Origin of the sequence: Paenibacillus sp. FSL L8-0158, from assembly GCF_038592965.1 — a bacterium.
In the GTDB taxonomy this organism is placed as follows: domain Bacteria; phylum Bacillota; class Bacilli; order Paenibacillales; family Paenibacillaceae; genus Paenibacillus; species Paenibacillus polymyxa_D.
In genome coordinates, this window is the sequence record NZ_CP151949.1 from 1,730,172 (window position 1) to 1,755,512 (window position 25,341).

The window sequence follows — 25,341 nt, forward strand, 5'->3', positions numbered from 1 at the left end:
ATATACGGAACCTGTTTGCGATTCAATTTTAGATTTATCCGTATTGACAAAAGTCACTAAGCCCTATAATCTTTTACTGATAATGATTATCATTTTCCAATGCAATATACATACAGGGGTGACTGAGAGAAATGAAAAAGATGTTGAATAGCCTATTATTATTTGTAGTATTTACTATTGTATTGGCGGGCTGCGGTGCGGCTGGGGATAGCTCGAAGACAGAAGGTACTGCAGGGTCTAAGCAGACATCCACAACGGCTGGTCCGGTTACGGTTAAGGATGACCATGGGGAAGTCAAGCTGGACAAGCCAGCGGAACGTGTGGTTGTACTCGAATGGACGTTTACCGAGGACCTCATTGCACTCGGCGTACAGCCTGTCGGCAATGCGGACAATGAAGACTACAAGCTGTGGGTAACACCGGAGGCGAAGCTGGCTGATACCGTAACTGATATCGGCACACGGGGCGAACCGAATCTAGAAGCGATTGCGGCGCTCAAGCCGGATCTTATTATCACTAACGCCGATAACAATGCAGCGATCTATGCACAGCTAAAGGGGATTGCACCAACGATAGAATTCGATCCTTACAAGGGGAACGGCTATGATTACGACCGTATGGTCGAAATTTTCAAGCAAGTCGCTGTGGCTACCGGAAAAACGGAACAGGCTGATAAGGTCCTAAGCGAACTTGACCAGCACTATGTAGAGGCAAAGGCTACATTAGAGAAAGCGGGCAAAGCAGACTTTCACTATGCGCTAACACAGGCCTTCACAGCTCAAAATGCTGCCAGTCTGCGAATGTTCAAGGAAAATTCGGTTGTAGTGGGAACGCTCGCGAAAATTGGCATGGTGAACGACTGGAAGTCGGACAAGACCGAGAAATATGGGTTTAGCACCGTTGGCATTGAGGCTCTTCCAGCTGTGCAGGACAGCAATTTTATCTATATTACGCAAAAGACGGACGATGTATTTGGAGCCGCGATGAAGAACAACTCGGTATGGAACGGACTAAACTTTGTCAAAGAAAAACGGACCTACCCACTGGACGGAACAACATGGACGTTCGGCGGCCCAATCTCATCCAAAGTACTGGTTGATCAGGTAGTCGGAGCTCTGACGAAATGACCCGAACAGACACAACGGGTTTATCGAAGACTTGGCGTGTAGGAAGCATCTTTGGGGGCGGATTGATCGTCCTCATCGTGCTTTTTTTTGTAAGCTTGTGTTATGGAGAGGCTTCGATCCCGCTTCATACGGTAATTGAGGCGTTGACCCAGCGTCAGGATACGCTTGAACATAACATGGTGTGGGATCTCCGGATGCCGCGTACGGTCATCGGAATCCTGGCTGGTGGTGCGCTTGCCATCGCTGGTGCTTTGCTCCAGGCCATCACCAAAAATCCACTGGCGGCTTCTGATACACTAGGAATTAACGCTGGTGCCTACTTTGTGGTCGTCCTTGGCGCGGTGATGTTTCCCGGATTGCTGCATCAGGCGCCGTTTCTATTTGCCGCTGTCGGTGGCCTGCTGGCAGCGGTACTCGCTTACTTCATGGGCGGGGGACGAGCTGGAAGTCCGATTCGGTTGGCGCTTGCCGGCTTGATTGTATCCATGGTTCTCGGTTCCTTTACCGGAGCTTTGCATATCTTTTATTCATTTGAAACGCAGGGACTGTTTCTCTGGGGTTCTGGCTCGCTTGTGCAAAACGACTGGAGCGGGACGACTTACGCCTGGCCCTGGGTCGTAGGACTCTCGGTCATTGCCTTTCTGCTGTCAAGACAATTTGATGTCCTGGATCTGGATGAGTCCACTTCCACGTCACTTGGACAAAAGGTTAGTTTGACCCGGGCGGTGGGAATTGTTTTAGCTGTCCTGCTGTCGACCATTACAGTCAGCGTCATTGGACCTATTGGTTTTGTGGGTTTGGTAGCTCCTCATTTGGTGCGCTTAAGCGGCCTAAAAATGCATCGCTGGGTGCTGCCTGGTTCCTTTCTGTGGGGGGCATTACTGTTGACCGGCGCTGACGTGCTGGCGAAGATGGTCCACCAATCAAGCATGGATCTGCCGACCGGAGCAATGATGGCCTTGATTGGGGCTCCTTGGTTAATTTGGTTGATTCTGTGGAAGATGAAGCTGCCTTCTGGGATTAATGGACAATCTTCAATGAACATAGGTGTGCGCTCTCGGAAATTACCATATGGCAGGCTGGTCACGTTGCTGGGGTGCGGTGCCGTGCTGTTGACCGTATTCAGCCTGATGTTTGGAGGGATGCGAATTCCGGTTGGCGATTTACTGTCCGGCCTGTTCGGCGGTGAGAACGCAAATTCAGCCTTGCTGCAGTTTAGAATTCCGCGCACGCTGGTGGCAGCCGGGGCTGGTATCGCGCTTGCGGTCAGCGGTGTCTTGATCCAATTAGCCGTTCGTAACCCCTTAGCGGATGCCTCGATCATTGGTGTTTCTTCAGGGGCTGGCTTTGGAGCGCTTGCAGTGATTATCGTTTGGCCTGGGCTGCCTGTTTATATGCTGCCCATCGCGGCGATTGCTGGAGCGACGGTGTCGGCGGCGGTGATCTTCTTTTTATCATGGAACAAGCACCTAAACCCGTCTGTGGTCATCCTACTTGGGATTGCCGTATCAGCGATCGGAGCAGCTGGCATTCAGATACTGATTATCCAAGGTTCGCTTTGGGGCAGCACAGGCTATATTTGGCTGACCGGTAGTACCTACGCTCGAAACTGGGGGCAGGTGGCCACTATTCTGGCCTTTCTGCTCGTGTTGTTGCCAATAGCCTGGTGGCTAGCTCGCCGTTTCGATCTATTGGTATTTGACGATAGCAGCGCCATGGGACTGGGACTTCCGGTGCGCCGTACCCGGCTGCTGGCGATGGCAGTGGGTGTGCTGCTGGCAGGCGGAGCGGTGGCCTGTGTGGGAACAGTTGGCTTCATCGGGCTGATTGCTCCGCATATCGTGCGTACGTTGATCGGGCACCATGTACGTCGCTCTATCGTTCTGTCTAGCATCTTGGGAGCGGTAATGCTGGTGCTGGCTGATACAATTGGACGGACAGTGCTTGCGCCGACTGAAATTCCTTCCGGATTGCTGATCGCACTGATCGGTGCACCGTATTTCCTGTACTTGATGTACCGCTCCAATAAGAGTAAGTCAGTGTAGTTGAATATGTATTTGACCAGGCTGTTTCTCAACGGATTTCTCGTGGGGAGGCAGCCTTTATTATTTATTTTTCTACGTAATCATTGGACTTTATATTTACAAATCTAATAAAATAGATATAATGTTTTATATGGAACCGTCATTGATTTATAAAACATTGTCAAACGAAACTCGTCGTCTAATTATGCTGTGGTTAAAAAAACCAGAAGAGTTTTTTGATGAACAGGCTTATCTAAAGCAAGGACTTAATTTTCAAATTGGTGTATGTGTGGGAGATATTCAGGCTAAAGCGGGACTTGCGCAGTCTGTGATTTCAAGTTATTTATTAACGATGCAAAAATCCGGTTTGTTAGAGTCTGAGCGTATTGGGAAGTGGACGTACTATCGTCGGAATGAAAAAACAATCCGGGAATTTGCCGAGTACGTTCAAAAGGAACTATAAACAGAAAGGAGGTTTTTTTTCACATAACATATCTACAAATCTGTATATATAATTAAATTGGAGGCTTATACTTAAAATGAAAAAGGTTAACCCATTACTTATTATCATTCTGGCTTTAGGCGTATTCGGTATTATTACAACGGAAATGGGGATTATAGGCGTTCTTCCTCAAGTAACTCAAAAATTCAATGTATCAGCTGCCCAGGCTGGTTGGCTCGTCAGTATTTTTTCTTTAGTTGTTGCCATTTCAGGTCCGTTCTTGACCTTACTCGTTTCCGGCATGAATCGTAAAGTCATTCTATTAGCCGCTGTATTCAGTTTTGTCATTTCCAATATAGTCTATGCCTATACCACTCATTTTGAGGTCATGCTCATTTTTCGTGTTCTTCCTGCTATTTTTCATCCTGTCTTTTTTTCGGTCGCCCTCGTGACTGCAGCTCATCTTGTCCCACGTGAAAAGAGCAGTAAAGCCGTCACCAAGGTTTTCGCTGGAATTACGGTAGGATTTGCGTTTGGCGTGCCTTTGACTTCCTATCTTGCTGAAAAGATATCGTTAGAAGCTGCTTTCTTATTTGGAGCTGTCGTAAGCATGATTGCATTTGTGGGAATACTCGTATGGCTTCCTTCCCTGCCGGTTCAGGAAAAGATGTCTTATGGCAAACAGCTTGGTATATTACGTAAACCTCAATTGTGGTTCAACATTGTGACTGTTATTTTTATCTTTGCAGCTATGTTTTCGGTGTATAGCTACTTTGCTGAATATCTTGGAGAAGTAACTCTTATGAACGGGTCATGGATCAGTATGATGTTGATGGTCTTTGGAATCGTCATGATTTTTGGAAACTTTTTATTTGGAGGATTATTACATAAAAATCTGACAAAGACCGTCCTCATGTTCCCATTACTATATATGGTCATTTACGTATTCACTTATGCTCTCGGGGCTTCTTTCCTACCGATGATTGTGGTTGTGCTCATTTGGGGGGCCGTGCATTCCGGGGGGCTTATTATTAGTCAAACATGGTTAACCACTGAAGCGAAAGAAGCTCCAGAGTTTGGTAACAGCTTGTTTGTCTCATTTTCTAATCTAGGTATTACGATGGGGGCTGCTACGGGCGGGTGGTTTATCTCTCACTTGGGAATACACCAGCTCATCTGGAGCGGAATGATGTTTGCGCTGCTAGCATTCTTATCTATGTTTATAAAAATAAAAATGTTCAATTCGAATGCAGCGGAAGCCAGCGTGCGTTAAAATATGGAGAGACATTAGAAGAGTACTCTACAAGATGACCATAAAATGATGCATGGGGTGATGTTGATTGCATATCGTATGGACTTCGATCTTAATGACATTCGTAATCGTTAGCGGGATATTGGCGTTGCTCATCTGGGGAGTGATATCCTTAATTAAGCGTTTTCGCTAATCGCAATGAAAGAGTAGACATCTCTATGTGTTGAATTTATATTATCTAACTGGGAGGAATAGATGAATATTCGAATGTATCACGATCTGGAGGCTCAATTGGAAGAGGAAATTTGGGCTCTTGGTGAGGAAGCAGCTCATACACTCCCATTAGATAGTAACTTGGCTGTGGAAAAAGCACAGAAGGCTTGGGATCTAATACCCGAGCCTAAGCACACATGGGGCATCACAGGTGTAACCTTGCATCAATACGTTCAAATTCTCAATTATAACGGGGATACTCAGCGCTCAGTAGAGCTTTTAAATGAGGAAATTTTAGATTTGGAAGGTGCAGGATACCGGATTATACATGCTGAACCTTATATTCAGATGGCGGAAACACTTCTTCTTCAAAGCAAGCCTGTATTAGCTCATGAATATCTCCAGAAGGCATACTCGATTGGGAGTGCAAGAGCATTTCGGGACCAGCCCAAGCTTTATCTTGAAATGGCAAAAAGTAAAGCTCTGGATGAACAGGATATACTACTTCAATTTACGGCGTTAGATGTGAATGCCAAATTTCTAAGCGATTTAAGGGATAATCAATAACCAATGTAATGACCTCATACAGTCTGAGATAAAATGCTGATCTGGATACTACGGACAATGGGCTTCAATATTATATATGGGGAGGACCAATGCATTGAAATTAAAAGAAGTGCTCTTAGGCACCCACAGTTTCGAAGCGATAAAAGCTTTTTACGGCTCTCTCTTGGATTTGCAGGTTGTGGAGGAAAGCCCTTCGCGGCTGTCGTTTCAAGTAGGGGAATCGGTACTTGCTTTTCAGGAATCCTCCCACATGGAAAATGAGTTTTATCATATTGCAGTTACGATTCCAACGAATAAATTCATAGAAGCAAAACAGTGGGTAATCGACCGTGGGATTTCATTGATTTCAAGGAACCAAGAAGATGAGTTTTTTTTCGAAAACTGGAATGCAACCGCGTTTTACTTCTATGATCCGGATCAAAACCTCGTTGAATTCATTGTCCACCATACACTCGATAATGCAGTCGCTGAAGCTTTCGGACCCAACTCTATACTTCGTATAAGCGAGATTGGTCTTCCGGTCGATGATGTTCCAGAGGTATCTAGAATAATTACCGAAACGTTCCAACTTAATTCATGGGGAGGGGCTGGACAGAAATTCGCACCGCTAGGGGATGTGGAAGGATCATTTATAGTCATAGATAAGCAACGTCCTTGGTTTCCTGACGATAGGCTTCCGACCGTGTTCAGCATCCGTGTCTTGTTTGAAGGTCCATACTCTGCCAGTCTTTCGCTTCATAATGGGTCGTATGAATTGAGATCAACCTGAGTTAAGGCTTCATCTCATCGTCACCCCCCTGGATTTCTAGAATAGATCAATAAGAGGAAAATCCGGGGGATTACCATACATATAGGAGAGAATAGATGAATATTAGATTGCTAAATTCAAATGAAAATTATCCGTTAGAGCTCTTGTTACTAGCTGATCCTTCGCGCCAACTTGTTGAGGGATATTTGAAAAGAGGGCAGTGTTATGTAGCAGAGATGGACCATCATATCGTTGGAGTCTATGTTCTTTTACCTACAAGACCTGAAACAGTTGAGTTAGTGAATATAGCAGTATCAGAAGATATGCATGGTAAAGGAATAGGCAGACAATTAGTGACACATGCCATTGAAATAGCTAGGGCACAAGGTTATAAAACGTTAGAAATTGGTACAGGAAACTCTAGCATTGGACAGTTAGCTCTCTACCAAAAATGTGGTTTCAGAATTGTAGGTGTAGATCTAGATTTCTTTGTCAGACATAACTATGTAGAAGAAATTTATGAGAATGGCATACAATGTAGAGATATGATTCGTATGTCTCAGGATTTGTAGAGCTTATTTTCTTTGCAAACCCTTCAAAGGTATCTTAAGTAAGGTTCTGAAAGGTATATGATATTGTGCCAAAAGATGGTACAATGAATTGCGGAAAGGCTATACAATCATTGGATTGCAATAGTCCTTTTTTAATGAGTTGATATCCTACTAAGTTCCTGACAAGGGGTGGTTACTTTGTACAACACAACAACCACGATACTCACAGAGATAACAAAACATATGAAAGATCATGATTTAATCCTAAGTGATTTAGCTAGAGAAGCAGAAATGAATCCGGGCACCATGAGCAGTATTATTAATGGGAACCGCACGCTTTCAGTCGATCAGCTAGACCGAATTACACAAGCGATGGGCTATCCCGTTGGTTATTACTATGAACGCTATGTGTCTGAGTATTTAACAGAGGCTAATCCGAATTGGCGTCGAATGAGTCCTTTTATACATAATTGTGCGAGACTCAATAAATTGGACTGCATTCATGATGTGGTTAATTTATTGATGGATAAGTTGGGCTATTCAGAATCCTTATTTGAGCTTGCAGAAGAACTTTTTAGAGAAGGGCTTTACGAAGCGGCAACTATTCTGTATGAGAATGTGGCTCTAAGTGAGAAAAAGCAATATTCAGAACGTTTGGCAATTTGCCAATATCGTTTGTTCCAAACGAGACAAGGAGATAATCAAGAGAAAAACTATGAAGCAGCCGTTCAATTTGAAATATACGTTGATCGGCTAGATGAGATCGAACAGTTAGATGCATTAAAAGATCTGGCGAATACATACCGTTCGTTACGAAAATGGGACAAAGTAGAATTATTCGCTAAAGCTTTGGGAGACAAGGCAAAAATTCAATATAACATGGAGCAACAACGGCATCCTTCCAAAAAAGAAAATGCAAAGCAACCAAGCTTTCCTCTGTTTGCTTATTGGGCTTTTTCTCATTTACTTCGCACACAAGTCTGTGGTGAAAGAAAAGACTATGAACATGCGTTTCATCATATCAAAAAATATGCTGATTTAAGCTGGGTTTTGGATACAGATGAAGAAACATTGAAATGGAAAAATAAATATGAGGATTGGGCGGTAGTAAATACTTATGTAAATAAGCTTCTTTCAGGCGAAGAGAGCGTACTTCCCGAGTATGTAGCTTATATTTCTTCAAGGAAAGATGAGGTTCTTCCCGCACTTGATAATATCTTCGAGGCGGCTAATCGATACCAATTTGATGTAGATGATATTTTAGGGCAATTCAAGGAGGACATTTCATCTTATTTAGAACAACAAGAAATTGAAGGCTTTTATACTCAACGATTCATAACAGAGCGTTTTATACATTTTTCTAAGGAATTATCAGTCTACTTTTTGACTAAAGGAAGATTTTCTGATGGCTTTAAATTTTTATTAAGTTGTTTGGAAAAATCTACATTAATCAATAATAAATCATATATAATTAAATGTATGAGACTGTATGAGTCTTTTCAAGAGTATGCATCCCTTGAGACTAAGAAAGCGTACAGAAAATTGATTAATGAGGTGGAAGTAGATGAAATGTAAAATAATTCTAACCTTTTTAGCAACCAGTTTCATGTTAGTAACGATAGCGACTGCTTCCTTACAATTTCATGATCAAGAGTCTAGTTATCAACCAACATATCATGGCGAAATGTAATTATTTCTAACAGGAAAAAGATGCTTGATATTTAATGCAATTAAATGGGGCAGAATATTAAACCAAATGGACAATGGAAGAGGTTAGATGGAATGATCCGTCTAGCCTTTTTATTGCGCGTTTTGCTGTATATAAGCAATATGAGGAAATCTTCTTTTGAGAAATATATGTAAAAAGTGCAAAAGTGTAATGTGTGTTGTTGTAACAACTGAAAGGTATATGACTTTGTTCCAAAAGACAATGATGGGCTAAAGTAATTTTTACTAACTGCTTCTCTTTACATGGTTTAATTATGTATCATATGCCGAGTCTACGTTGAAAGGGTGGTTTATCTATGGAGATTACACCTACGATTAGAGCAGAAGTTCAAACCTATCTGATACGGAAAAGCTTAACCATGACCGAGTTTGGTCACATTATTGATTTGAATGTAGGAACAGTTAGTGGCATTGTGACGGGCAACCGATCAATTTCAGTTCACCAGCTAGATCGCATCACTATGGGAATGAATTTACCACCAGATTATTTTTATGAACGTTATATTGATGAATGTATTGAAGAAGAACCGCTCAATTGGCGAAGAATCAGCCCTTTTTTGTACCGATGCGTGGAGTTAGGACGACTTGATTGCTTGCGAAGAGTTGTAGGTATGTTGCTAGATAATCCTGTTTATCTTCCTTCACTTTTTGAAGTAGCCGAGGATTCTTTTAAAAAAGGTTATACTGAAGCAGCGGCGTTCCTTTATGAAAATGTAGCAGAAGGGGAGAGATATCAGTATTCAGAACGATTAGCGGTTTGCCAGTATCGATTGTTTACGATTCGTATTGGAGACGATCAAGAGAAAAACTATGATGCAGCCATTCAATTTGAGCCTTACGTTGAACGTTTAGATGAGATAGATCAGTTAGAAGCATTAAAAGACTTGGCGAATACATACCGTTCGTTACGAAAATGGGATAAAGTAGAACTATTCGCTAAAGCTCTGGAGATTAAAGCAGAAATTCAATATAAGTTAGACCAAGCTCATGACGTAAAAAAAGAGAACTTGAAGAAACCTGTTTCTCCACCTTTTGCTTACTGGGCTTTTTCTCATTTACTTCGTGATGAAGTGTGTGAAGCACATAAAGATTATGAGAAAGCGCTTCAACATACGTACAAATATGCTGATTTAAGTTGGGTGAAGGAAACCGATGAAATCAGCTTGGAATGGAAAAAGCGGTATGAAGAGTGGTCTGAAGCCAACGCTTATGTAAATAAACTTCACGCTGGTGAAATTGGTGTTTTGGATGATTATGTAGCGTCCTTTTCTTCCAGGAGTGAAGAGATACTTCCTGGATTAGAAAATATAATTGAAGCTGCAAATCGATTTCGTTTAGATATTGATCATATTCTAAAGCAATTTGAAAAGGAAATCTTCACGTTGCTGGATAAGCCTGAGTGTATGGGGGTGTACAATCAACAATTTACTACAGAACGTGTTACTCATTTTTTAAGGGAATTGGCGATCTATCTTTTGCGTAAGGGGAGGTTTTCAGAAGGCTTCACATTTTTGTTTAGCTGTTTGGAAAAGTCTGCTGAAGCTAATAATAGAATACAAGCAATCAGATGTATGAGGTTGTTTACACATTTTAAAGAACATGCATCTGCTCATACGAGGGCAGTCTACGGAGATCTGATTAAAGCGGTTAACGAGGAGGAAGAGTAAGCTGATCCCACCATTCCTAACTGGTTGCACCTCCTATTGAGCATTGAGAGAATGGCTTCAATTACGGACCAACAGGTCCCCGCGAGGAATCTACAAATAAAAATGCTCTCAATTTCAAGACCACAGCCATTAGAAGGAGTAAGAGTATGAAGACAGATAAAATAAATAATACCTACTATGCTGGATTTGAAGGAGAACCAGAAATAAGATTGATTTATACAAATTCAGATGAAAGCTATGTATTGAAGATATGGAATGGATACTTTGATACATTATTGGATTGTTTGGTTCAACTAGAATCTGCACAAAGTAATATACTAAGTGAATATTATGCCCACGAAGGCTGGTATGAGGAAAGTCCATGGGAAGTGGAAAATATTAAAGAGACCCTACAATTGTTTGATTCATTTGATATTAAATATTTGACTGAGGAAGAAGCGAAAAGTTTGACTAATATATTACCTTTACTTCCTGATCTTAAGAACGATATAATTATATTGTTACAGAAAGCCGTCAATGGAAACGGCAATGTGTTCATTGAGTATGATTAATATTTTATAAGCTTGCTCCTTTAATAATAAAATGGGAGCAGGCTTTTTTGCATAGTTAGTCAATTAAATAAAGGGTACGAGTTTTTGAACACAGCAAACAACAATATTCCCGATATAATCCTTCAAAGTCCATCTTAGTTTCTAGACGATCATATTATTTGTTTTCATGATGGTTATAATTATAAATCCCATCATCTACTCCTTTAACGGGGGATTGGTTATACTGAATAATTTTACTCTGCTCTTTTTTATCAAAATACCTTGAATTTTTACAAGATAGCTGAATATTTCTTTTTGAGTACGACTTTAGTTGTGTAGCTACTAATTATCCAAATGCTTGCAAACATAATTATTATAAAGATTGGTATTCCATATTTCTTCATAACGATCTCCTTTGTTGGAGCAAGCTTAAAGTGGCGTTACCAGTGGCGCAATATTGCTTTAAACCGTCAATAAAGAAAAGGAGCTATTGCGATTAGACGGTTCCTTTTGCTTTGGGATTATTCTGGGAAATCTACTTATTTCCTTTTATACATAAAAAAACGATTGTATACACCACTCCAGCAATGAGGCTTAGTATAAACGAGATTGATAAAGTTGGCCCCTTAATAAAGGAATAATAAATTCCTACACAAAAACCGTAAGACAAATACTTAATTAGATTTTTTTCAAATTTACTCATTTACTAGCCTCCAATAATGTTTATGGAAAAGGAGAATTTTGTACTATAAAGCCCATTCAAATTAGTATAGGAAAAGCCTAGTATTTAAAAGAAATCCTTGTTAAGCTAACGGGAAACGCTAGTTGAAATCTGTTCATTGAGAGGAATGTTACATGAATGAAAAACAAAGTTATGAAGATTATTGTTACTACTGCATCTATTTTACTTATTATTGGCGTTTCAAGTGCCTTGAAAAATAATGTTGATTTAAAATCCAAAGAAGAAAATGAAACCTTTGAAAGCAGTCCTGATGCACTCGAAGATACACTAACTTGGGATTTAGCGGGTGATAAAGTGGACCCTGAAAAAGATTATTCTGTGACAGTTGGATATCCACATATTAAACTTAATGCAAAAAATACTGGAGCACACTCTTTTAGGATCGAAGTAAAGCACAACAGCAAGAATACAGTTATTTTTAATGCAAGTGTTGCAGCAGACGCAACAGTAGAACTTGTAAATAATGATAGTATGCCACTTGTTCCTTCAGGCGCTTATACAGTGACTATTTACGGTGGGACAGGTCTACCAAAAGGACAAGTTCTTCTTACACAGTCAAAAGCACCATATTGAAGAGGCAGAATTTGTTTCTATTAAAAGTCGAGTTGTCGAGGGACAAGAACTTGTACCGATCGACGATTAGATATACATTTAATAAGTTACTTTATCTCATTAAGCTAACGGACAGGCTAGGTTAATCATATAGCGAACACATCAAAGTGCTGCTGTTTATGTGGAGGTCACTATATATGAAATATGCATGTCCATGCTGTGGTTATAAGACACTGGATTATGAACCACCAGGTACCTATGACATTTGTGATATTTGTTTTTGGGAGGATGATGCTATTCAATACCACGATCCCGATTATGAAGGGGGAGCAAATATTGAATCGCTAAGGCAATATCAAGAAGCTTATTTACAAGGACGTGTTAATCGTAAGCCAACGATTAACGATGAGCGTAATGAGAACTGGAAACCACTTTTGAAAAAGTGACAGTCTCATTACGCTAACGGAAAACATTAGTTCAATGACAACAGCGGCGGACACAAGACTTGATAAATAAAATCTTGTGTCCGCCGCTGCTCCTTTATTATACTGGTCCATATTTAGCTGGTGTTAGATTTGGAAGAGAAGAATTATGGTTTTTTCGTGGTTTTATGCAATACTTCGACTGCTATCTCAGCCCATTTGACAGAGCCGTACGGTGAACTACCTCCCACGAATACATCTGGACTTAGAATATTGACCAAATAAGTACCAGGTTTTTGAATAACGACAGAACCGCTAAAGGATTTATCCTGTTTAAGGGGGATAACGGTCTTTTTTTCAACTTCAACAAAATCACCGTTCTGAAATGCTGCTACTCCAAAAGAAACTTCATTGCTTTCCAGATCCGTAGTAGTCACGACTCCAGCAATTGCTATTGGATCTCCAGCCTGTACACGGAGGTACCCTTGTGTTGGCTTGGTAAAGCGGATGTCTTGCGCGTTCTCGGCATGGTTGTATCTAATAGGAACGGAGGACGGGTTTAATACTTTGCGATGCACCATAATCTTAGCAGACCCTTTATCATTTGTCGTAATTTCCAGTGGATTTGGACCAGGGCGAAGGCCTACTGAATATTCAATCCGCTGAAATGTTCTTCCATTCACTATAATTGACTTTTCAGTTGTTTTTTCTGTTCCCTTAAACGTGCTTATGCCACCTCCAATGGAGCTTGTCATACCACCGTGTCCTGTATTCACCAAAACATAAGCATGCCCGAACTCTTTTTGTACTAATGCGCTAAAAGTGATGTTTTCCTTGTCCGTTGTATACGTTGGGTGAAGCGCTTTGACTACTTTATCGTTCCAGACCCAGTGCATGACTCCATTACTCCATGTATAATTTATTCCCATCTTAGGCAGGAGTGACGCTGGAATATACAATTGGCCGTCTTTCATAAATGTTTTAGGGATTGACTCATCCAGCGCTGTCATTGTTCCGTCTGAGTACCTGAAAATCTTTGATTGGTTAGGCATCAACCGAAATGAGGAAAAAGGTACCGAGTTCTCAGTGTCAAACTCCGCCCACGTGCTGCCTGTCTTTGCATCTCGCTTGATGGTTGCCAAGTGAGCTGTTTCCAGCCATTTGAACGGGAAATATAAATGATTATTTTTCTTCAGCAGGGGAGCGACCTTTATGGAGACGGAATCCAGCGATAAAGAAGATTTGTTTAATTCGACAGTCAGTTGATGCGGAACCAGATAGAACACAGCCGCATCCTCTGCTACAACGGGAAGATTGGAATTTGAATTCTCCGCATAACTCAGAGCCGTTGGAAGCAGGCCAGAAATTAGAAGGCAGGAAGATACAAGTAGAGAAACAACAATTCGTCTCATTGAATAAACACCTGATTTCATTTTTTTATCATATATACCAGAAAAACGAAAAAAAGTTGCACAGATATAAGTCTTTTATTCTGACCATTAGCCTTTTTGAATAACTTAGTTCTTTCATTCACCTGCTTTCTTATTTTGTTTTATGACAAGCTTTATGATACTTCGACGTGACTTTTACTATAAGATAAATAAGACTAATTTACTTTGGAGGTGTCTTTTTGGAGTTGTTTCTAATTTTACTTAACATTTTAGTTATCCTCCTTTTTATTGCTGGCGGAGTGCTTTTAATTGGATTAGTGTACAGAGGATATATACTGCTAGGTTTGCTTATTGCTGAGAAAAAGAGAAGAATATCGGATCAATCTCAAAATCAGGTTTGACTATTAGCCCAACATCCGATGCGGTTACATTCAATGAAAATGCCTGCTTTATAGCGGCTACGCTTGTTGCCATCGGCATATAAATCCCCCCTCAAAATGAATGCAAAAAAGCCGCCATAGCTTTGGCGGCAGTAGTTGGTATGTTTATACCGTTGATAAAACTGAGAAATCCAAGCGCACAAGATATATAATCAGATTCTAGGGAAACAGATTTAATTCAAAGTACTTCAACTTTGATTACATCGCCATGCGCCTGCACGCCCTTGCGATGTATTTTTTATCATCCGAAGTCAACACGGAGTCAATGCTTCGCTTCAACTTTTTCAGCGCAGGATGAATCGAGCGTTCACTCGTATTGGTCCCGATCATCCTCGAAAAAGCTACGCTGCATCAAAACTTTGACAGTTTGAATATCGGCCTCAAAATCTTGCGAATCCCAAAAGCAAATACAGTCATTGCGGTCCATGAGCTGCGCATATTCTGGATATATTGATCGTTGATTATATAAGTCCGAGTGGAAGTAGGACTCTTCAGACCGAACTCTTCCCACTTCGCCGGATCATTCGAACCTCCGAGCCTTACAAGCATATTCGCCGACTCGCTATTTACTTTAGCTGGAATTTGCTCGTATGCTTGGGTGATTTGTGCATGAAATTCGTCGATCGGATTGCCGCTGACAAGGCTTTCCAAGTGGATGCCTTCACGAAGGTAAGAAACGTATGCTAGATGGTCGGCCCAGAACTTGTCGATATAAAAAAGCCGTATGCGCTGCTCCAAAGGACTCATCGGCTTCTTGCCTTTTAAAATTGCGAGCCGCTCCTCGTATAGAATTCGCCTCTGATCCTCCACCATATCCGAATAACAGTTCAGTTCCTGCTGGATATCGAAGTTTTGGCCCATAATAACACGTTGAATATGCGCGATTTTGCTGCGTAGCGCTGGGTCTTCGAGAGCCTCATCCTGCCTGTGGGCGCGAATTGCTTTATGGATGCCGAACCGAAGTAACAACTCGTCCTCCAAGCTTACGAAAAATATGGAAGCTCCAGGGTCGCCTTGGCGCCCAGAACGCCCGCGCAGTTGGTCGTCGATCCGCACGCTTTCGTTCACATGCGTACCAATCACGTATAACCCTCCCAGCTTGGCGACAACTTCTGCTTGCATAGGGTTGCCACCGCCGAGCCGAATGTCGACGCCGCGTCCCGCCATATTCGTAGACACCGTCACGGCGCCGAGTTCTCCCGCTCTTGCAATGACCTCGGCTTCTTCTGCATCGTTTTTCGCATTCAGAACATGGCAGGGTACGTCGGCAACTGCTAGTGCCTCTGCCAGCATGTCAGACTCCTCCACGCTTGACGTACCAATGAGAATCGGCCGTCCCATCGCATGGACGGCCGAGATTTCTTGGACAAGCGCCTTAAGCTTGGCTTCCTTATGGGTATAAATCCGATGCGGTTGGTCGATCCGTATGTTTGGCCGGTTCGGTGGAATTTGCACGACCTGCAGTGCATAAATCTCTTTGAATTCCATTGCGGAAGCGTACGCGGTAGCCGTCATTCCGCAAATTTTTGGATACAGGCTAATGAAGTGTTGAAGGGTGATCGTTCCGAGAATTTTCCCGCCGACTTTCGAGTGCAGCCCTTCTTTGGCTGCAAGCGCGGCTTGGAGTCCTTCCGGCAAATGCCTGTTCTCCGCCACGCGGCCGGTATATTCGTCTATCAGCTCGATTTTACCGTCCCGGACGATGTAATCGACGTCTTTTTTCAATAACGTTTCCGCATACAACGCGCAATTTAACGACGACAACAAATGACTATTATGGCTTTCGTACAAATTGCCGCATCCCAGCAGCGACTCCGCTTTCGCAGCGCCCGCCTCATTTAAATAAACGTTCCGCTTGAACTCGTCGAAGTCGTAATACTTATCTTGCTCAAGCTGCCTAGTCACATCTGCGAAACGAATTACGTCGTTGTCGGAAGAATCCGGCTCGCCAGCGATGACTAGCGGCACCCGAGCTTCATCGAGAAGCAGTGAATCCGCTTCGTCGACGATGACGTAGTGGAAAGGACGATGCACGGTATCGGCTTCGCTTAGTGTGATCGTGTCGCGCAAATAATCGAATCCCGCTTCTTTGGCCGTAACATAGGTTATATCCGCGGCGTACGCTTCTCGTTTCTCGGACAAGCTCATGCCCGCTTGAACCGATTTTACCGTTAACCCGAGGAAACGATAGATCGGACCCATCCACTCCGCATCTCGATTTGCCAAATAATCGTTAAAAGTGAGCACATGAACGCCTTCGCCGGTCAGCGCATTTAGATAAGCAGGCATAACAGCAGAGAGCGTTTTTCCTTCGCCGGTATGTTGCTCGATCACAAATCTCTCGTGCAGAGCGATGGCAGCCATAATCTGGACATCGTAAGGCTGTAATCCGAGCTTTCGCTTCGCTGCCTCGCAGACTAGCGCATAGGCATCGACAAGCAGTTCATCCAAAGGCGTACCCGATTTTGCTTCCTTTTTCAGCCGGAGAGATTCCGCTTTCAGCCGCTGATCGTCCCATGCTTCCAAATTCCGTTTCCTAATGAGCTCCGCTTTGTCCCGATAACTCTTCAGCTTATTCTGAGTATCGCGGTCTTTGAATTTTTGCATCAACTTGACGGCTAAATTCATCGGAATTCGATTCCTCCTCGGTAGAAACACGTAATTCTAATAGTGGCTAAAGTATAATCAAACTCTATAACAATAGCAAAGTTTGGAATAAAAAAACAACTTCCTTGCTTCATTGACGGCACCAGTTGCCGTTAACACTTGCACTCTTAGCCGCTGACAACCTTTAACTGTAAAGCCATACGACATGCCGAATATCCAATAATCATGTAAGCAACGGCATTCATAATGAACCGTGAGTACATTTACACTCGGGACAAAGAACGATGCCAATACTGTGACTCCGCATTGGTAGAACATTTAATGTCAATACAGAAGCAGTTTGTTGAAAAAAACTTGCTGCTTTTTTATTACGAAAAAGGAAACAAGAGTGTATTAAAGAGATGTATAGGAGCGAAATTCACCCAAGTAGTATCTTATTACTAAGCAATGATGTATGATTCACAGGAAAAGTACATCTTGGAGGTCAGAAAGATATATTTTTAGTAAATTGTTAATTTTAACAAAGGGAGATATGTATCATGAAAAAATTCTTTACGGTTTCCGTATTCCTTATTTTTTCACTTGTATTAAGCGTGCAAGCCAGTGCAAAACATCCTTATAATTACACAATTAATGTACAGGTAAACGGTGTTCCTATTAATTTTGGAACTAATTCAGATTCACCTCCATATATCGAAAATGCTACAAATACAGCTTTTGTTCCCCTTCGCTTCGTTTCTGAAAATCTAGGGGGGGAAGTAAGAGACTGGGACAAAAATTTACAACAAGTCACCATCGAATCAAAGGATGGAACTGTGATTAAATTGGCGGTCGGTAGTAAAATTGCGTATGTCAACGATGAGAAGAAAATTATGCTGGCTGCACCGCAGATTCCTACAACTCGTGTTCAAGTTCCTTTAAGAATTGTTTCTGAAGTGCTGGGAGCTAAAGTAGATACCAAAAAAATAGGTGAAACATTAATTGTGAACATTACAACTTCTAATTAACTTATCTTAATTCTAGACTATCTTATTTATAAGGTAGTCTTTCCTCATTTAATTGATTAAATATATTTTCAGCGTTAAGCATTTGTTTTTCAAAAGAAGGTGCTGCTGTAGTTGCTAACGATGGGACACTTGTTACAGTTATTCCTAAGAGTAAGTATGATGATGCATATAAAGCACTATCTAAATCGTTATTTGGAGAGTAGGAGTGTATAGAAATGAACGATGATATTGTACAAATGATTAATGAATGGAACCCAGTCGAAATATATCCTCTATTAGAAGATGAATATTATTCAGAAATACGTAGAATCCATGAAAAAAGTAAGGAAACAAACTCTGTTGAAGAATTAGCAGAGCAGATTCATTTTGTATTCGCTCAATCTTTTAAAAAGGAATTCGATAAAAGTATTGAAGAATGTCGGTTAATCGCTGAAAAGATAATTAATGTTACAAAATAATTTATTTTTGAGCTTGCTCCTTTAATAATAAAATAAAATAGGCTTTTTTTGCATAATTGGTCAATCAAATAAAGGACACGAGTTTTTGAATACAGCAAACAACAATATCATCCATGATAAGATGGTTGTGTCTGGATAGGGAAATAAGGAATTGGGATAGTGGTTAATTTATAGCGAAACACTAGCGTTACCATTGAATTCAAAGGCGAGAAGAGCCTTAAACCAAGGAGGAGTATATGGGATATGATTCCTTAATTAAAGCAATTATTTCAGTACCAAAAGAAGAATTAACTTTTCATTGGGGAAATAGATTAAAGATTGTTGGTACTAGGGACACCATTTATGAAACAAACAATGGTTTAGAAGAAGATGATCATGGGTTCATTGAATATGATGCTGCGGTTGTTGAAGTTAAAAAAATAGTATCTAAGCCGATTACCGATGAAGGAAGTATATATAATTGGTTACAAAAAGGAAAAAGCTCCTTTATTGAAATTTCTCTGCATGATGACCCCCCTAGCATGATCACATCTTCTGACGGGTCTATTATTTGGAAAAATGAATAATTTAGATTATCCTCCTCAATTGAGTATTTTCCACTGAGTTGAGGATGATCTTTTCCTTTTAATTACTTTCATGATGTTTATAATTACAAGTTCCATCATCTACTCCTTTAACGGGGGCTTGGTTATACTGAATAATTTTACCCCGATCTTTTTTATAAAAATACCTTGTATTGGTTTCGAATATTTCCAGCTGTTTCAAAATGCCTTTTTACATCGCTCGGCAGTTGAAAACCTAAGGATGCTTCTACCTGTTCAATTTTATGTAAAGATGCGCCGCCATCTAAAACATCCGAATTACTGTAAACGTTTCTAAGCGAAGCCGCAAACTTTGGATATGTCTGGAATACTTGCGGTATCTTTTTGTTAAGCTGTTCAAGTTGAATTTTATCCTGCTCTTTTTGAATCTTGCAAAAGGCTTTAAATTCAGCTTCATAGTGTTGTTGGTATAGATCGGAATTTTCGAATGGAATGTTTCTTGCCGAAAGATATTCGACGGCTCTCTTTTGGCTGGTAAGGATAGGCACCCATCGAAGGCCGTGCTTGATGGGTTTGAGTTTAAGAAAAACGCCGCGGGATAAGTCCTTTTCCAATTGAACTTTATTTTCTTCCCACCATGCTTGCCACTCTTCTGGAGACAGCTCGCATTGAGCTAATTGAACGAATGTCTTTTCAAATTTTTCTACCAATTCACAATCCTCCAAAAAACATCAAGTTATTGTCTTTATTCTTATGGTAGCCTTTACTAGAAAAAGGGAACTTGACACTCCAAGAGAAATATATTTCCCTCCTAAATACATTAATTTCCTTATTGTAAAACCGAAGATTGCAGGCACACATAAAACCAGAAGAATAGCAATTCATCCAATAAGATAAAGCATCTCTCTTTATATAAAAGATTAATTTGAACTCATATGGCTTAGGTGGTCATTTTTAATTTTGAGCATGTCAATCTATTTAAAATATATAGGATTTATAACTTGGTTTGTACACAATGACACAACGACATATGAGTAATAAATTAGCACGGAAGACAATAAAATGATTCAGGCTTACGAACAGTTTGGAGATGTTAACTATACCAGAATCTATTGATCATCGGGATCTTATTGACCAAGAGTATACAATCTCATCAGCTGTACGTGAGCTACGTGATGATAAGGTGAGTTACTTCTATAATATAACCAATTTAATAGTGTGAAAATAACATTTCCATTTCGCAATTCACATTACGATGTTGATTATATTTACCAATATCCTGATGTCATCTACATTTTCACTTATTTTTTCAATACAGGTTTCGAAATGGAATTAAGAACGTCAGAAGGTAAAAAAAAAGAGGCTGTCTCCCAAAGGAGACGAACCTCTAGTAAATTAGAATTGTCTAGCACTTATGTTAAGGTCATAGAGAGAGCCATCATTGTTGTATATATATACTTCATAGTTACCAGATAAGCCAGTACCAACTAATTGTTCGAAATTCCTAGTTTTTTGTCCACCAGCAGGAATAGTTGTTTCTCCGAAGTCCTGACCATTGACTTTTACAATAAGATAAACTGTTGACGAACCATTATTTTTAACGTAAATATTCAATCTTTTACCGTTCTGGGGAGAAAGTGTGAAGGAATCTCTGAAAGCTCCTTTTCCTGTATGATGAACAGCAGGTATGGTTACAACATCCATAGGCGTAATTACACGGGTATCCTTAACTTCGTTTTCAACGAATTTACTTTGATCTTGAGTTGCAGATACCGATTGCTCCGCATTTGCTATGTAACCGTTATCTGCAAAAGATGCAGCTGACAATGATAACATTAATGCGGCAGACAATGATACTATTAAGATTTTCTTCATAAATTTAATTCCTCCTAAAATATTTTTGCAAATGCCAAGTTAAATACAAAATATTAATCAATTAAAATAATTATAGAATAAAATCTATATTTTGTAAATATTCTTTCCTATATAATCCTTTTTTATAAAGGGTCAGGGGATGTCAAATCAAAATAAGTTGGCTTAGGCAAAAATTTAAGAGGGTATTTTCAGAAAATAGGAATCTCCAAACAACAGTTACACAACTACAAAAGTTTCTAACACTTTTCTTGAGTTGCAGCACATGGTTAGATTGAATTTAAAAGAGACTACTGCTATATCCTTACTTAGGCATCGTCTAACAGTGATATACAATACTTTAGTCGTGATAATCTCTGTTTTACTTCAGTTCAAATGTCACATGATTTAAAAAGGAAATAACAGGATAGCAGATGGACTTCCCTAAATCACCTCTTCTGATAAGATTATTTCCATCAAAATTAAAGTGGGCGTGGTAGAATGGGGAGAATTTTAGTTCCACCTGACAAATTGATGGAAGTGGCTGATCAGTTCTTACACGGAAAGCATGAAATGGAACGTATGATGAATTTTTTGAGTGGACGAATTGATTTTGTCCAACAAGGCTGGTCTGGAGCTACCCGAGAGAGATTTTTTCAGGAATTTCAGGTTTCTCGACAATCCATGAGTGTAACGCTTGAACGACTTTCTACGGTTGCACAAGAACTCATCTTTATTTCAAAAAACTTCACACAGGTAGATGGGGAAAAAAGTCGTATTAGATGTGCCAGAACTCATAATAATATAGGGAGTATAATTAAGGAAGGAAATAAGACGAAATATATATACCCTGCTGGCAATGAACTGACATGGGTTGATCAACATCCCAAAAATATTAACCGTGATATTGAAAACTTTATATATAGCTCTGATGTAGGGAAGGTAACTGAAGCGAAAGTAGCTGGTTTTTTAAAATAAGAACGTGAAGTCACTGGTTTTGGGCAAAAAATATTAAAGAAAGATGGTCAATTTGCAGGTGATTTAGATGTAGTTACAAAAAATGAATTAATTGAGGTAAAGGCTTCAATCAAAGCAGTTAAAGAAGGACAACTGGAGAAAATGACAATTAAGACTGATAAGCTTTATTTTAATCCAGAACAGAAGAAAGTTATACTTTATATTGATAAGCCTTTGGGCAATCTATCTCAAAGCAATATAGAAAAATTAGATAATATCAAGAAGCTAGGAGTAACTGTTGTAAATTCCTTGGAGGAATTAAGAAAGGTGGTTAAGTGATGGGGAGTTCGGCTTTTATTTTAATAGAACGAGAAAAATATACACCTGAGAAATTACTAGGAGATGCAATCGTAGCTGCCTTTCATGCAGATGCTGGATTATATTTTGACAATGATAAAAAATATAAGAACGAACAGTTTTTTTCAACAACTCTAAATATATCTTATAACCCACTGGGTGCTGAAAATAACCAGCAGTTTATATTCTATATTGATGGAATTTATAATTACGAAATTAATTATGAGCATGATGAGGATATTAGTGGATTAGATTCAAGCTTGTCCTTGTATCAAGTAGGATGTATTGAAGATGTTTATGGTGTTGAAGAGCTGATTTTTCGATTTATATATGAACATCTCAAGCTAAATCCTACTGACTATTTTTGGATTCCTGATTACGATTGGGTCTACAGTTGGGAAGATATGCAGAAGTTCAGATCTCTGCCCTATGATCCAAACTGGTGCTATAAAAATCCTAAATCAATATAATTCACAACGATTAATGAATATCTATAAGCTCGCTCCTTTAATAATAAAATGGGAGCAAGCTTTTTTCATAGTAATTTATCTGATAAAGAAGATAATTTGCATGCACCTAAGAATTAAGAGGCGGGTTTAAACAGGAGAGCCTTCAATCAGGCTACTAACTTAGCGATATGGGTAAAGTATACGGAAGGTGCGTGAATGTTATGAAGTATGATACATTCTTAAAATTATGGGAAGAACAAAATAGTCTAATGAGACTATTGTTCTGTGAAAATAAAGTGTTTTCTTAGTGCTTAGGTTAAGATAAGTCCCCTGTTTAAGCACTACATGCTACCCGCGTACGTTCTTTAATAGTGATTGGAAATGGAATATTGTGAGGAGGACGTAGCCCAAGCGAAGGCGCGGGAGTGTTCTTTTTATTGAACTAACTGGCAGTTTTGCTGAATAGATCTGCTGAGTATGTGGAGCATCTGGCCTCTCACGGTTGGTTGCGGACAAGAAAGATTAAAAATCGTCAGGTAAAGGAGAAATCCGGCAGATACGATTGCGATCAAATACTACCCATGACACACGTGCGTCATGGGTGGTTTTTAATCATTTTCATACGTTCAGGAGGGGGCCGTGGTGCAATAGCGATGTCCTAATCACTTCGTTGGACAGACAGAGTTTTGTGTAAAAATGGCCACCGCCCGGGAACGGCCTTTCTTCATATACATTTCCGAACTGACTTACTTGACCGGCCCCATCCAGGTTGAGATCGTCTTCTGCTGGTGCGGCAACGGCGGTTTCAACTTCCCGTTATCGACCAAATGCTTCAAAATATAAGCGACAAGCCGGCCTCCGCCGGTGTTGCCTCTCACCATGTAAGCAAGCTGCGGCTCCAAATGCTTCGGCTGATTTTGCAGGAACAGCTTGAGCATTTTGTCGTAGAGCTTGCCGACAGCAGGCGCATACAGAGCGGACAAATCCGGCATTGCCTTGTTCAACCGATCCAACGTTTGCGGAGAGTCGATCCAAACCGCATTGAACTTGTACCCCTCCTCCGTCTTGCGGATGTACCCCTTCTCCAGCAGGAACGAATATTGCTCGCTGTTCTCTTCGTTGTCGGGCAGTTCCCCTTGTTGGAACGCATGACAAATCTCGACATTCCGGTATTCCAGGAAACGCCAATCCACCTGGCGGTCACTCCAGTAAGTATTGAATTGCCACAAGTATAAGGGAGTGTCTTCGACGTAGCGGAGCGACGGACCGAAGGTGACGTAACTACTCAAATCAAAACCCGGATCGGCATTGCGGCTCCGGTTTAACGCCGCATAGGCAATATACTGACCTCCGTCCTTTCGCATTGGTGCGACCGCATCGAAGTTTTCGCCCGCCGGCATGCTCCGCCAAGATTGCTCCTCGACGTTCTTGGGCAGCAAGGTCCAGAGCAGGAAGTTATAGTCGCCGTCCGGAACGTACACTCCGCTATCCTCGACTTGCCGGCGAACTTCCATTAACGCGTCAAAATGAACATCGGCCACTTCGGCGGCGCAATCTTGCCAGAATTGATGACCGGCTACGGCCAACTCGAAGAGGTCCCAGACGATGGTATTGCTTTGATATTTGCCGGGAGAGGTTTGGATGAGGAAATTGTAATCGGCCAGGTGCCGGACTTCGCCTTCCAGCAAAGACGGCGGCATTCCGAGCTCCTCCGCGATTTGATGTACGGTACGCGCCTTGTGATAAGCCGCGTAAACGATATTTTGCGCCAAGGCGCGTCCAAGAAAATCGTTGGTTTCGCCCAGTCTGCCGGCCGAACCGGAATGGCCCATTTCCCCCATGCTGACCGGATTGACACTTAAAGTTCCTGTTGCACGCATACGTTTCATCCCTTTCCGTAACTTCTTTTTAGCCTCGCTCAAATGCCACTTCACCGTGTTGACAGGAATGTTCAGAGCAATCGCGATATCGCCGATTTTAAGCTCGTCGTAGTAATGCATGACCACGATCCGGCGATGGATGTTGGACAGAAACGCGACTTCTCGGCGCAGCTCGCGGTAAGCTTCGGTTACCAGCAGCCGGTCAAGCGGCTCCCGGGAAGGGGCGGCAGACAGTTCGGACATGCCGTTGATTTCGATCGCTTGGGGAGCGTGCGCACGCTTTTTCAACCAATTCACCCAAGTGTATCGGGCAACCGTCCAGACGTAAGCGTCAAGGCTTCTAATGTCCCGCACCCCGGAGAAGGATTTCAACAACTGCAGCATAATCTCCTGAGCCAGATCCTCCGCCTCGGCCCGCTGCTTGACCCGGTTTAACGCAAAACCGAAAATCGGTTTGACATAGCTCCGAATCGCTTCCGCCGCTTCTTTTCCGTTTTTACTAATTGAATCCATTTTTTTCCTCCATAGTTGCATCTGTAATTCCTGACAATTATATAGTGTGCCAGGCGAAATAAAGGTTGGGATTATTTCAAAAAAATTTGGACGTCCTACCGGATCACTCATACATGTATAATTACAAACATCATGAGTAGGTCATTTGAATGGTTAAAGAGACGTTATGAACTATTTGTTGAGTATATTGGAAAAGAATTAAACAAGCTGAAGATTACTTTAGATGTAAAGGTCTCACTTTTAGTATATAAAGATACTTTTTTCCGTTCAACTAAGGGAGGATACAAACTAGGAGCACGAGCCGAAGTTCTTCTTCGGGTACTT

23 protein-coding genes and 1 pseudogene are annotated in these 25,341 nt (G+C 41.1%); 18 read left to right on the forward strand and 6 right to left on the reverse strand.

Annotated elements, in window-relative coordinates; all coding sequences use genetic code 11:
- Window positions 1–131 precede the first annotated feature (131 nt).
- The 12 genes from NSQ68_RS07880 to NSQ68_RS07935 all read left to right on the forward strand — a co-directional run bounded on the left by NSQ68_RS07880 (window position 132) and on the right by NSQ68_RS07935 (window position 12,589).
- Window positions 132–1,127 (forward strand): iron-siderophore ABC transporter substrate-binding protein, encoded by a 996-nt coding sequence (locus tag NSQ68_RS07880; protein ID WP_342428501.1) that lies wholly within the window; start codon window positions 132–134, stop codon window positions 1,125–1,127.
- Window positions 1,124–3,172, forward strand: coding sequence for an iron ABC transporter permease (locus NSQ68_RS07885; protein WP_307349105.1), 2,049 nt, complete (start codon window positions 1,124–1,126; stop codon window positions 3,170–3,172). Before NSQ68_RS07880 ends, NSQ68_RS07885 begins: the two co-directional genes overlap by 4 nt.
- 130 nt (window positions 3,173–3,302) lie before the next feature.
- The gene (locus NSQ68_RS07890) at window positions 3,303–3,614 is read left to right on the forward strand and encodes an ArsR family transcriptional regulator (RefSeq protein ID WP_342428502.1); all 312 of its coding nucleotides are present in this window, start codon (window positions 3,303–3,305) and stop codon (window positions 3,612–3,614) included.
- 76 nt (window positions 3,615–3,690) lie between these two features.
- The gene (locus NSQ68_RS07895) at window positions 3,691–4,866 is read left to right on the forward strand and encodes an MFS transporter (protein WP_342428503.1); all 1,176 of its coding nucleotides are present in this window, start codon (window positions 3,691–3,693) and stop codon (window positions 4,864–4,866) included.
- Window positions 4,867–5,100: 234 nt separating this feature from the next.
- Window positions 5,101–5,625: a hypothetical protein gene (locus tag NSQ68_RS07900; RefSeq protein ID WP_307349110.1), complete on the forward strand. Its 525-nt coding sequence runs from the start codon at window positions 5,101–5,103 to the stop codon at window positions 5,623–5,625.
- Window positions 5,626–5,719: 94 nt separating this feature from the next.
- On the forward strand, window positions 5,720–6,394 hold the full coding sequence (locus NSQ68_RS07905) for a VOC family protein (protein ID WP_342428504.1): 675 nt from the start codon (window positions 5,720–5,722) through the stop codon (window positions 6,392–6,394).
- A gap of 95 nt (window positions 6,395–6,489) precedes the next feature.
- Window positions 6,490–6,945, forward strand: a complete 456-nt coding sequence (locus NSQ68_RS07910; protein ID WP_342428505.1) for a GNAT family N-acetyltransferase — start codon at window positions 6,490–6,492, stop codon at window positions 6,943–6,945.
- A gap of 222 nt (window positions 6,946–7,167) precedes the next feature.
- A complete protein-coding gene (locus NSQ68_RS07915) occupies window positions 7,168–8,499 on the forward strand; it encodes a helix-turn-helix transcriptional regulator (protein WP_342429093.1) in 1,332 nt (443 codons plus the stop codon).
- A gap of 449 nt (window positions 8,500–8,948) precedes the next feature.
- Window positions 8,949–10,319 carry a helix-turn-helix transcriptional regulator gene (locus NSQ68_RS07920; protein ID WP_342428506.1) on the forward strand — a complete coding sequence of 457 codons (1,371 nt, stop codon included), beginning with the start codon at window positions 8,949–8,951 and terminating at the stop codon, window positions 10,317–10,319.
- 146 nt (window positions 10,320–10,465) lie between these two features.
- Window positions 10,466–10,870 (forward strand): hypothetical protein, encoded by a 405-nt coding sequence (locus NSQ68_RS07925; protein WP_307349119.1) that lies wholly within the window; start codon window positions 10,466–10,468, stop codon window positions 10,868–10,870.
- An 838-nt stretch (window positions 10,871–11,708) separates the two neighbouring features.
- Window positions 11,709–12,164: a hypothetical protein gene (locus tag NSQ68_RS07930; RefSeq protein WP_250244288.1), complete on the forward strand. Its 456-nt coding sequence runs from the start codon at window positions 11,709–11,711 to the stop codon at window positions 12,162–12,164.
- A 176-nt stretch (window positions 12,165–12,340) separates the two neighbouring features.
- Window positions 12,341–12,589 (forward strand): CPCC family cysteine-rich protein, encoded by a 249-nt coding sequence (locus tag NSQ68_RS07935; protein WP_250244289.1) that lies wholly within the window; start codon window positions 12,341–12,343, stop codon window positions 12,587–12,589.
- Between the two features lie 143 nt (window positions 12,590–12,732).
- Here NSQ68_RS07935 and NSQ68_RS07940 read toward each other — a convergent pair whose 3' ends face one another.
- The 3 genes from NSQ68_RS07940 to NSQ68_RS07950 all read right to left on the reverse strand — a co-directional run bounded on the left by NSQ68_RS07940 (window position 12,733) and on the right by NSQ68_RS07950 (window position 17,024).
- The gene (locus tag NSQ68_RS07940) at window positions 12,733–13,977 is read right to left on the reverse strand and encodes a hypothetical protein (protein ID WP_342428507.1); all 1,245 of its coding nucleotides are present in this window, start codon (window positions 13,975–13,977) and stop codon (window positions 12,733–12,735) included.
- A 327-nt stretch (window positions 13,978–14,304) separates the two neighbouring features.
- Window positions 14,305–14,436 carry a hypothetical protein gene (locus NSQ68_RS07945; RefSeq protein WP_285062447.1) on the reverse strand — a complete coding sequence of 44 codons (132 nt, stop codon included), beginning with the start codon at window positions 14,434–14,436 and terminating at the stop codon, window positions 14,305–14,307.
- A 311-nt stretch (window positions 14,437–14,747) separates the two neighbouring features.
- Entirely contained in the window at window positions 14,748–17,024 is a 2,277-nt protein-coding gene (locus NSQ68_RS07950; RefSeq protein WP_342428508.1) for a DEAD/DEAH box helicase, read from the reverse strand.
- A 518-nt stretch (window positions 17,025–17,542) separates the two neighbouring features.
- On the opposite strand from NSQ68_RS07950, the gene NSQ68_RS07955 reads away from it, so the two are divergent.
- The 3 genes from NSQ68_RS07955 to NSQ68_RS07965 all read left to right on the forward strand — a co-directional run bounded on the left by NSQ68_RS07955 (window position 17,543) and on the right by NSQ68_RS07965 (window position 19,034).
- Window positions 17,543–18,010 (forward strand): copper amine oxidase N-terminal domain-containing protein, encoded by a 468-nt coding sequence (locus tag NSQ68_RS07955; RefSeq protein ID WP_342428509.1) that lies wholly within the window; start codon window positions 17,543–17,545, stop codon window positions 18,008–18,010.
- 215 nt (window positions 18,011–18,225) lie between these two features.
- Window positions 18,226–18,468 (forward strand): DUF1871 family protein, encoded by a 243-nt coding sequence (locus NSQ68_RS07960; RefSeq protein WP_061831882.1) that lies wholly within the window; start codon window positions 18,226–18,228, stop codon window positions 18,466–18,468.
- A 236-nt stretch (window positions 18,469–18,704) separates the two neighbouring features.
- A complete protein-coding gene (locus NSQ68_RS07965) occupies window positions 18,705–19,034 on the forward strand; it encodes a hypothetical protein (protein WP_342428510.1) in 330 nt (109 codons plus the stop codon).
- Between the two features lie 152 nt (window positions 19,035–19,186).
- On the opposite strand, the gene NSQ68_RS07970 is transcribed toward NSQ68_RS07965, so the two are convergent.
- Window positions 19,187–19,720: a hypothetical protein gene (locus NSQ68_RS07970; protein WP_307349139.1), complete on the reverse strand. Its 534-nt coding sequence runs from the start codon at window positions 19,718–19,720 to the stop codon at window positions 19,187–19,189.
- 685 nt (window positions 19,721–20,405) lie between these two features.
- Window positions 20,406–20,885 carry a hypothetical protein gene (locus NSQ68_RS07975; protein WP_342428511.1) on the reverse strand — a complete coding sequence of 160 codons (480 nt, stop codon included), beginning with the start codon at window positions 20,883–20,885 and terminating at the stop codon, window positions 20,406–20,408.
- Window positions 20,886–21,362: 477 nt separating this feature from the next.
- Between NSQ68_RS07975 and NSQ68_RS07980 the strand changes: the two are divergent.
- From NSQ68_RS07980 to NSQ68_RS07990, 3 genes and pseudogenes are all read left to right on the forward strand, one after another.
- Window positions 21,363–21,632: pseudogene (locus NSQ68_RS07980) on the forward strand (WXG100 family type VII secretion target); the annotation flags it as partial.
- Window positions 21,633–21,980: 348 nt separating this feature from the next.
- Window positions 21,981–22,157: a hypothetical protein gene (locus tag NSQ68_RS07985; protein ID WP_342428512.1), complete on the forward strand. Its 177-nt coding sequence runs from the start codon at window positions 21,981–21,983 to the stop codon at window positions 22,155–22,157.
- A complete protein-coding gene (locus tag NSQ68_RS07990) occupies window positions 22,157–22,645 on the forward strand; it encodes a hypothetical protein (RefSeq protein ID WP_342428513.1) in 489 nt (162 codons plus the stop codon). The genes NSQ68_RS07985 and NSQ68_RS07990 overlap by 1 nt, the downstream gene beginning before the upstream one ends.
- Window positions 22,646–23,370: 725 nt before the next feature.
- On the opposite strand, the gene NSQ68_RS07995 is transcribed toward NSQ68_RS07990, so the two are convergent.
- The gene (locus tag NSQ68_RS07995) at window positions 23,371–25,017 is read right to left on the reverse strand and encodes an RNA polymerase sigma factor (protein ID WP_342428514.1); all 1,647 of its coding nucleotides are present in this window, start codon (window positions 25,015–25,017) and stop codon (window positions 23,371–23,373) included.
- Between the last annotated feature and the right edge of the window lie 324 nt (window positions 25,018–25,341).

What these genes read in the sequence shown, in the direction of transcription:
- NSQ68_RS07880 (WP_342428501.1), top strand. Translation starts at nt 132, where the DNA reads ATGAAAAAGATGTTGAATAGCCTATTATTATTTGTAGTATTTACTATT.
- NSQ68_RS07885 (WP_307349105.1), top strand. Translation starts at nt 1,124, where the DNA reads ATGACCCGAACAGACACAACGGGTTTATCGAAGACTTGGCGTGTAGGA.
- NSQ68_RS07890 (WP_342428502.1), top strand. Translation starts at nt 3,303, where the DNA reads ATGGAACCGTCATTGATTTATAAAACATTGTCAAACGAAACTCGTCGT.
- NSQ68_RS07895 (WP_342428503.1), top strand. Translation starts at nt 3,691, where the DNA reads ATGAAAAAGGTTAACCCATTACTTATTATCATTCTGGCTTTAGGCGTA.
- NSQ68_RS07900 (WP_307349110.1), top strand. Translation starts at nt 5,101, where the DNA reads ATGAATATTCGAATGTATCACGATCTGGAGGCTCAATTGGAAGAGGAA.
- NSQ68_RS07910 (WP_342428505.1), top strand. Translation starts at nt 6,490, where the DNA reads ATGAATATTAGATTGCTAAATTCAAATGAAAATTATCCGTTAGAGCTC.
- NSQ68_RS07915 (WP_342429093.1), top strand. Translation starts at nt 7,168, where the DNA reads ATGAAAGATCATGATTTAATCCTAAGTGATTTAGCTAGAGAAGCAGAA.
- NSQ68_RS07920 (WP_342428506.1), top strand. Translation starts at nt 8,949, where the DNA reads ATGGAGATTACACCTACGATTAGAGCAGAAGTTCAAACCTATCTGATA.
- NSQ68_RS07925 (WP_307349119.1), top strand. Translation starts at nt 10,466, where the DNA reads ATGAAGACAGATAAAATAAATAATACCTACTATGCTGGATTTGAAGGA.
- NSQ68_RS07930 (WP_250244288.1), top strand. Translation starts at nt 11,709, where the DNA reads ATGAAAAACAAAGTTATGAAGATTATTGTTACTACTGCATCTATTTTA.
- NSQ68_RS07935 (WP_250244289.1), top strand. Translation starts at nt 12,341, where the DNA reads ATGAAATATGCATGTCCATGCTGTGGTTATAAGACACTGGATTATGAA.
- NSQ68_RS07940 (WP_342428507.1), bottom strand. Translation starts at nt 13,977, where the DNA reads ATGAGACGAATTGTTGTTTCTCTACTTGTATCTTCCTGCCTTCTAATT.
- NSQ68_RS07945 (WP_285062447.1), bottom strand. Translation starts at nt 14,436, where the DNA reads ATGCCGATGGCAACAAGCGTAGCCGCTATAAAGCAGGCATTTTCATTG.
- NSQ68_RS07950 (WP_342428508.1), bottom strand. Translation starts at nt 17,024, where the DNA reads ATGAATTTAGCCGTCAAGTTGATGCAAAAATTCAAAGACCGCGATACT.
- NSQ68_RS07955 (WP_342428509.1), top strand. Translation starts at nt 17,543, where the DNA reads ATGAAAAAATTCTTTACGGTTTCCGTATTCCTTATTTTTTCACTTGTA.
- NSQ68_RS07960 (WP_061831882.1), top strand. Translation starts at nt 18,226, where the DNA reads ATGAACGATGATATTGTACAAATGATTAATGAATGGAACCCAGTCGAA.
- NSQ68_RS07965 (WP_342428510.1), top strand. Translation starts at nt 18,705, where the DNA reads ATGGGATATGATTCCTTAATTAAAGCAATTATTTCAGTACCAAAAGAA.
- NSQ68_RS07975 (WP_342428511.1), bottom strand. Translation starts at nt 20,885, where the DNA reads ATGAAGAAAATCTTAATAGTATCATTGTCTGCCGCATTAATGTTATCA.
- NSQ68_RS07985 (WP_342428512.1), top strand. Translation starts at nt 21,981, where the DNA reads ATGACAATTAAGACTGATAAGCTTTATTTTAATCCAGAACAGAAGAAA.
- NSQ68_RS07990 (WP_342428513.1), top strand. Translation starts at nt 22,157, where the DNA reads ATGGGGAGTTCGGCTTTTATTTTAATAGAACGAGAAAAATATACACCT.
- NSQ68_RS07995 (WP_342428514.1), bottom strand. Translation starts at nt 25,017, where the DNA reads ATGGATTCAATTAGTAAAAACGGAAAAGAAGCGGCGGAAGCGATTCGG.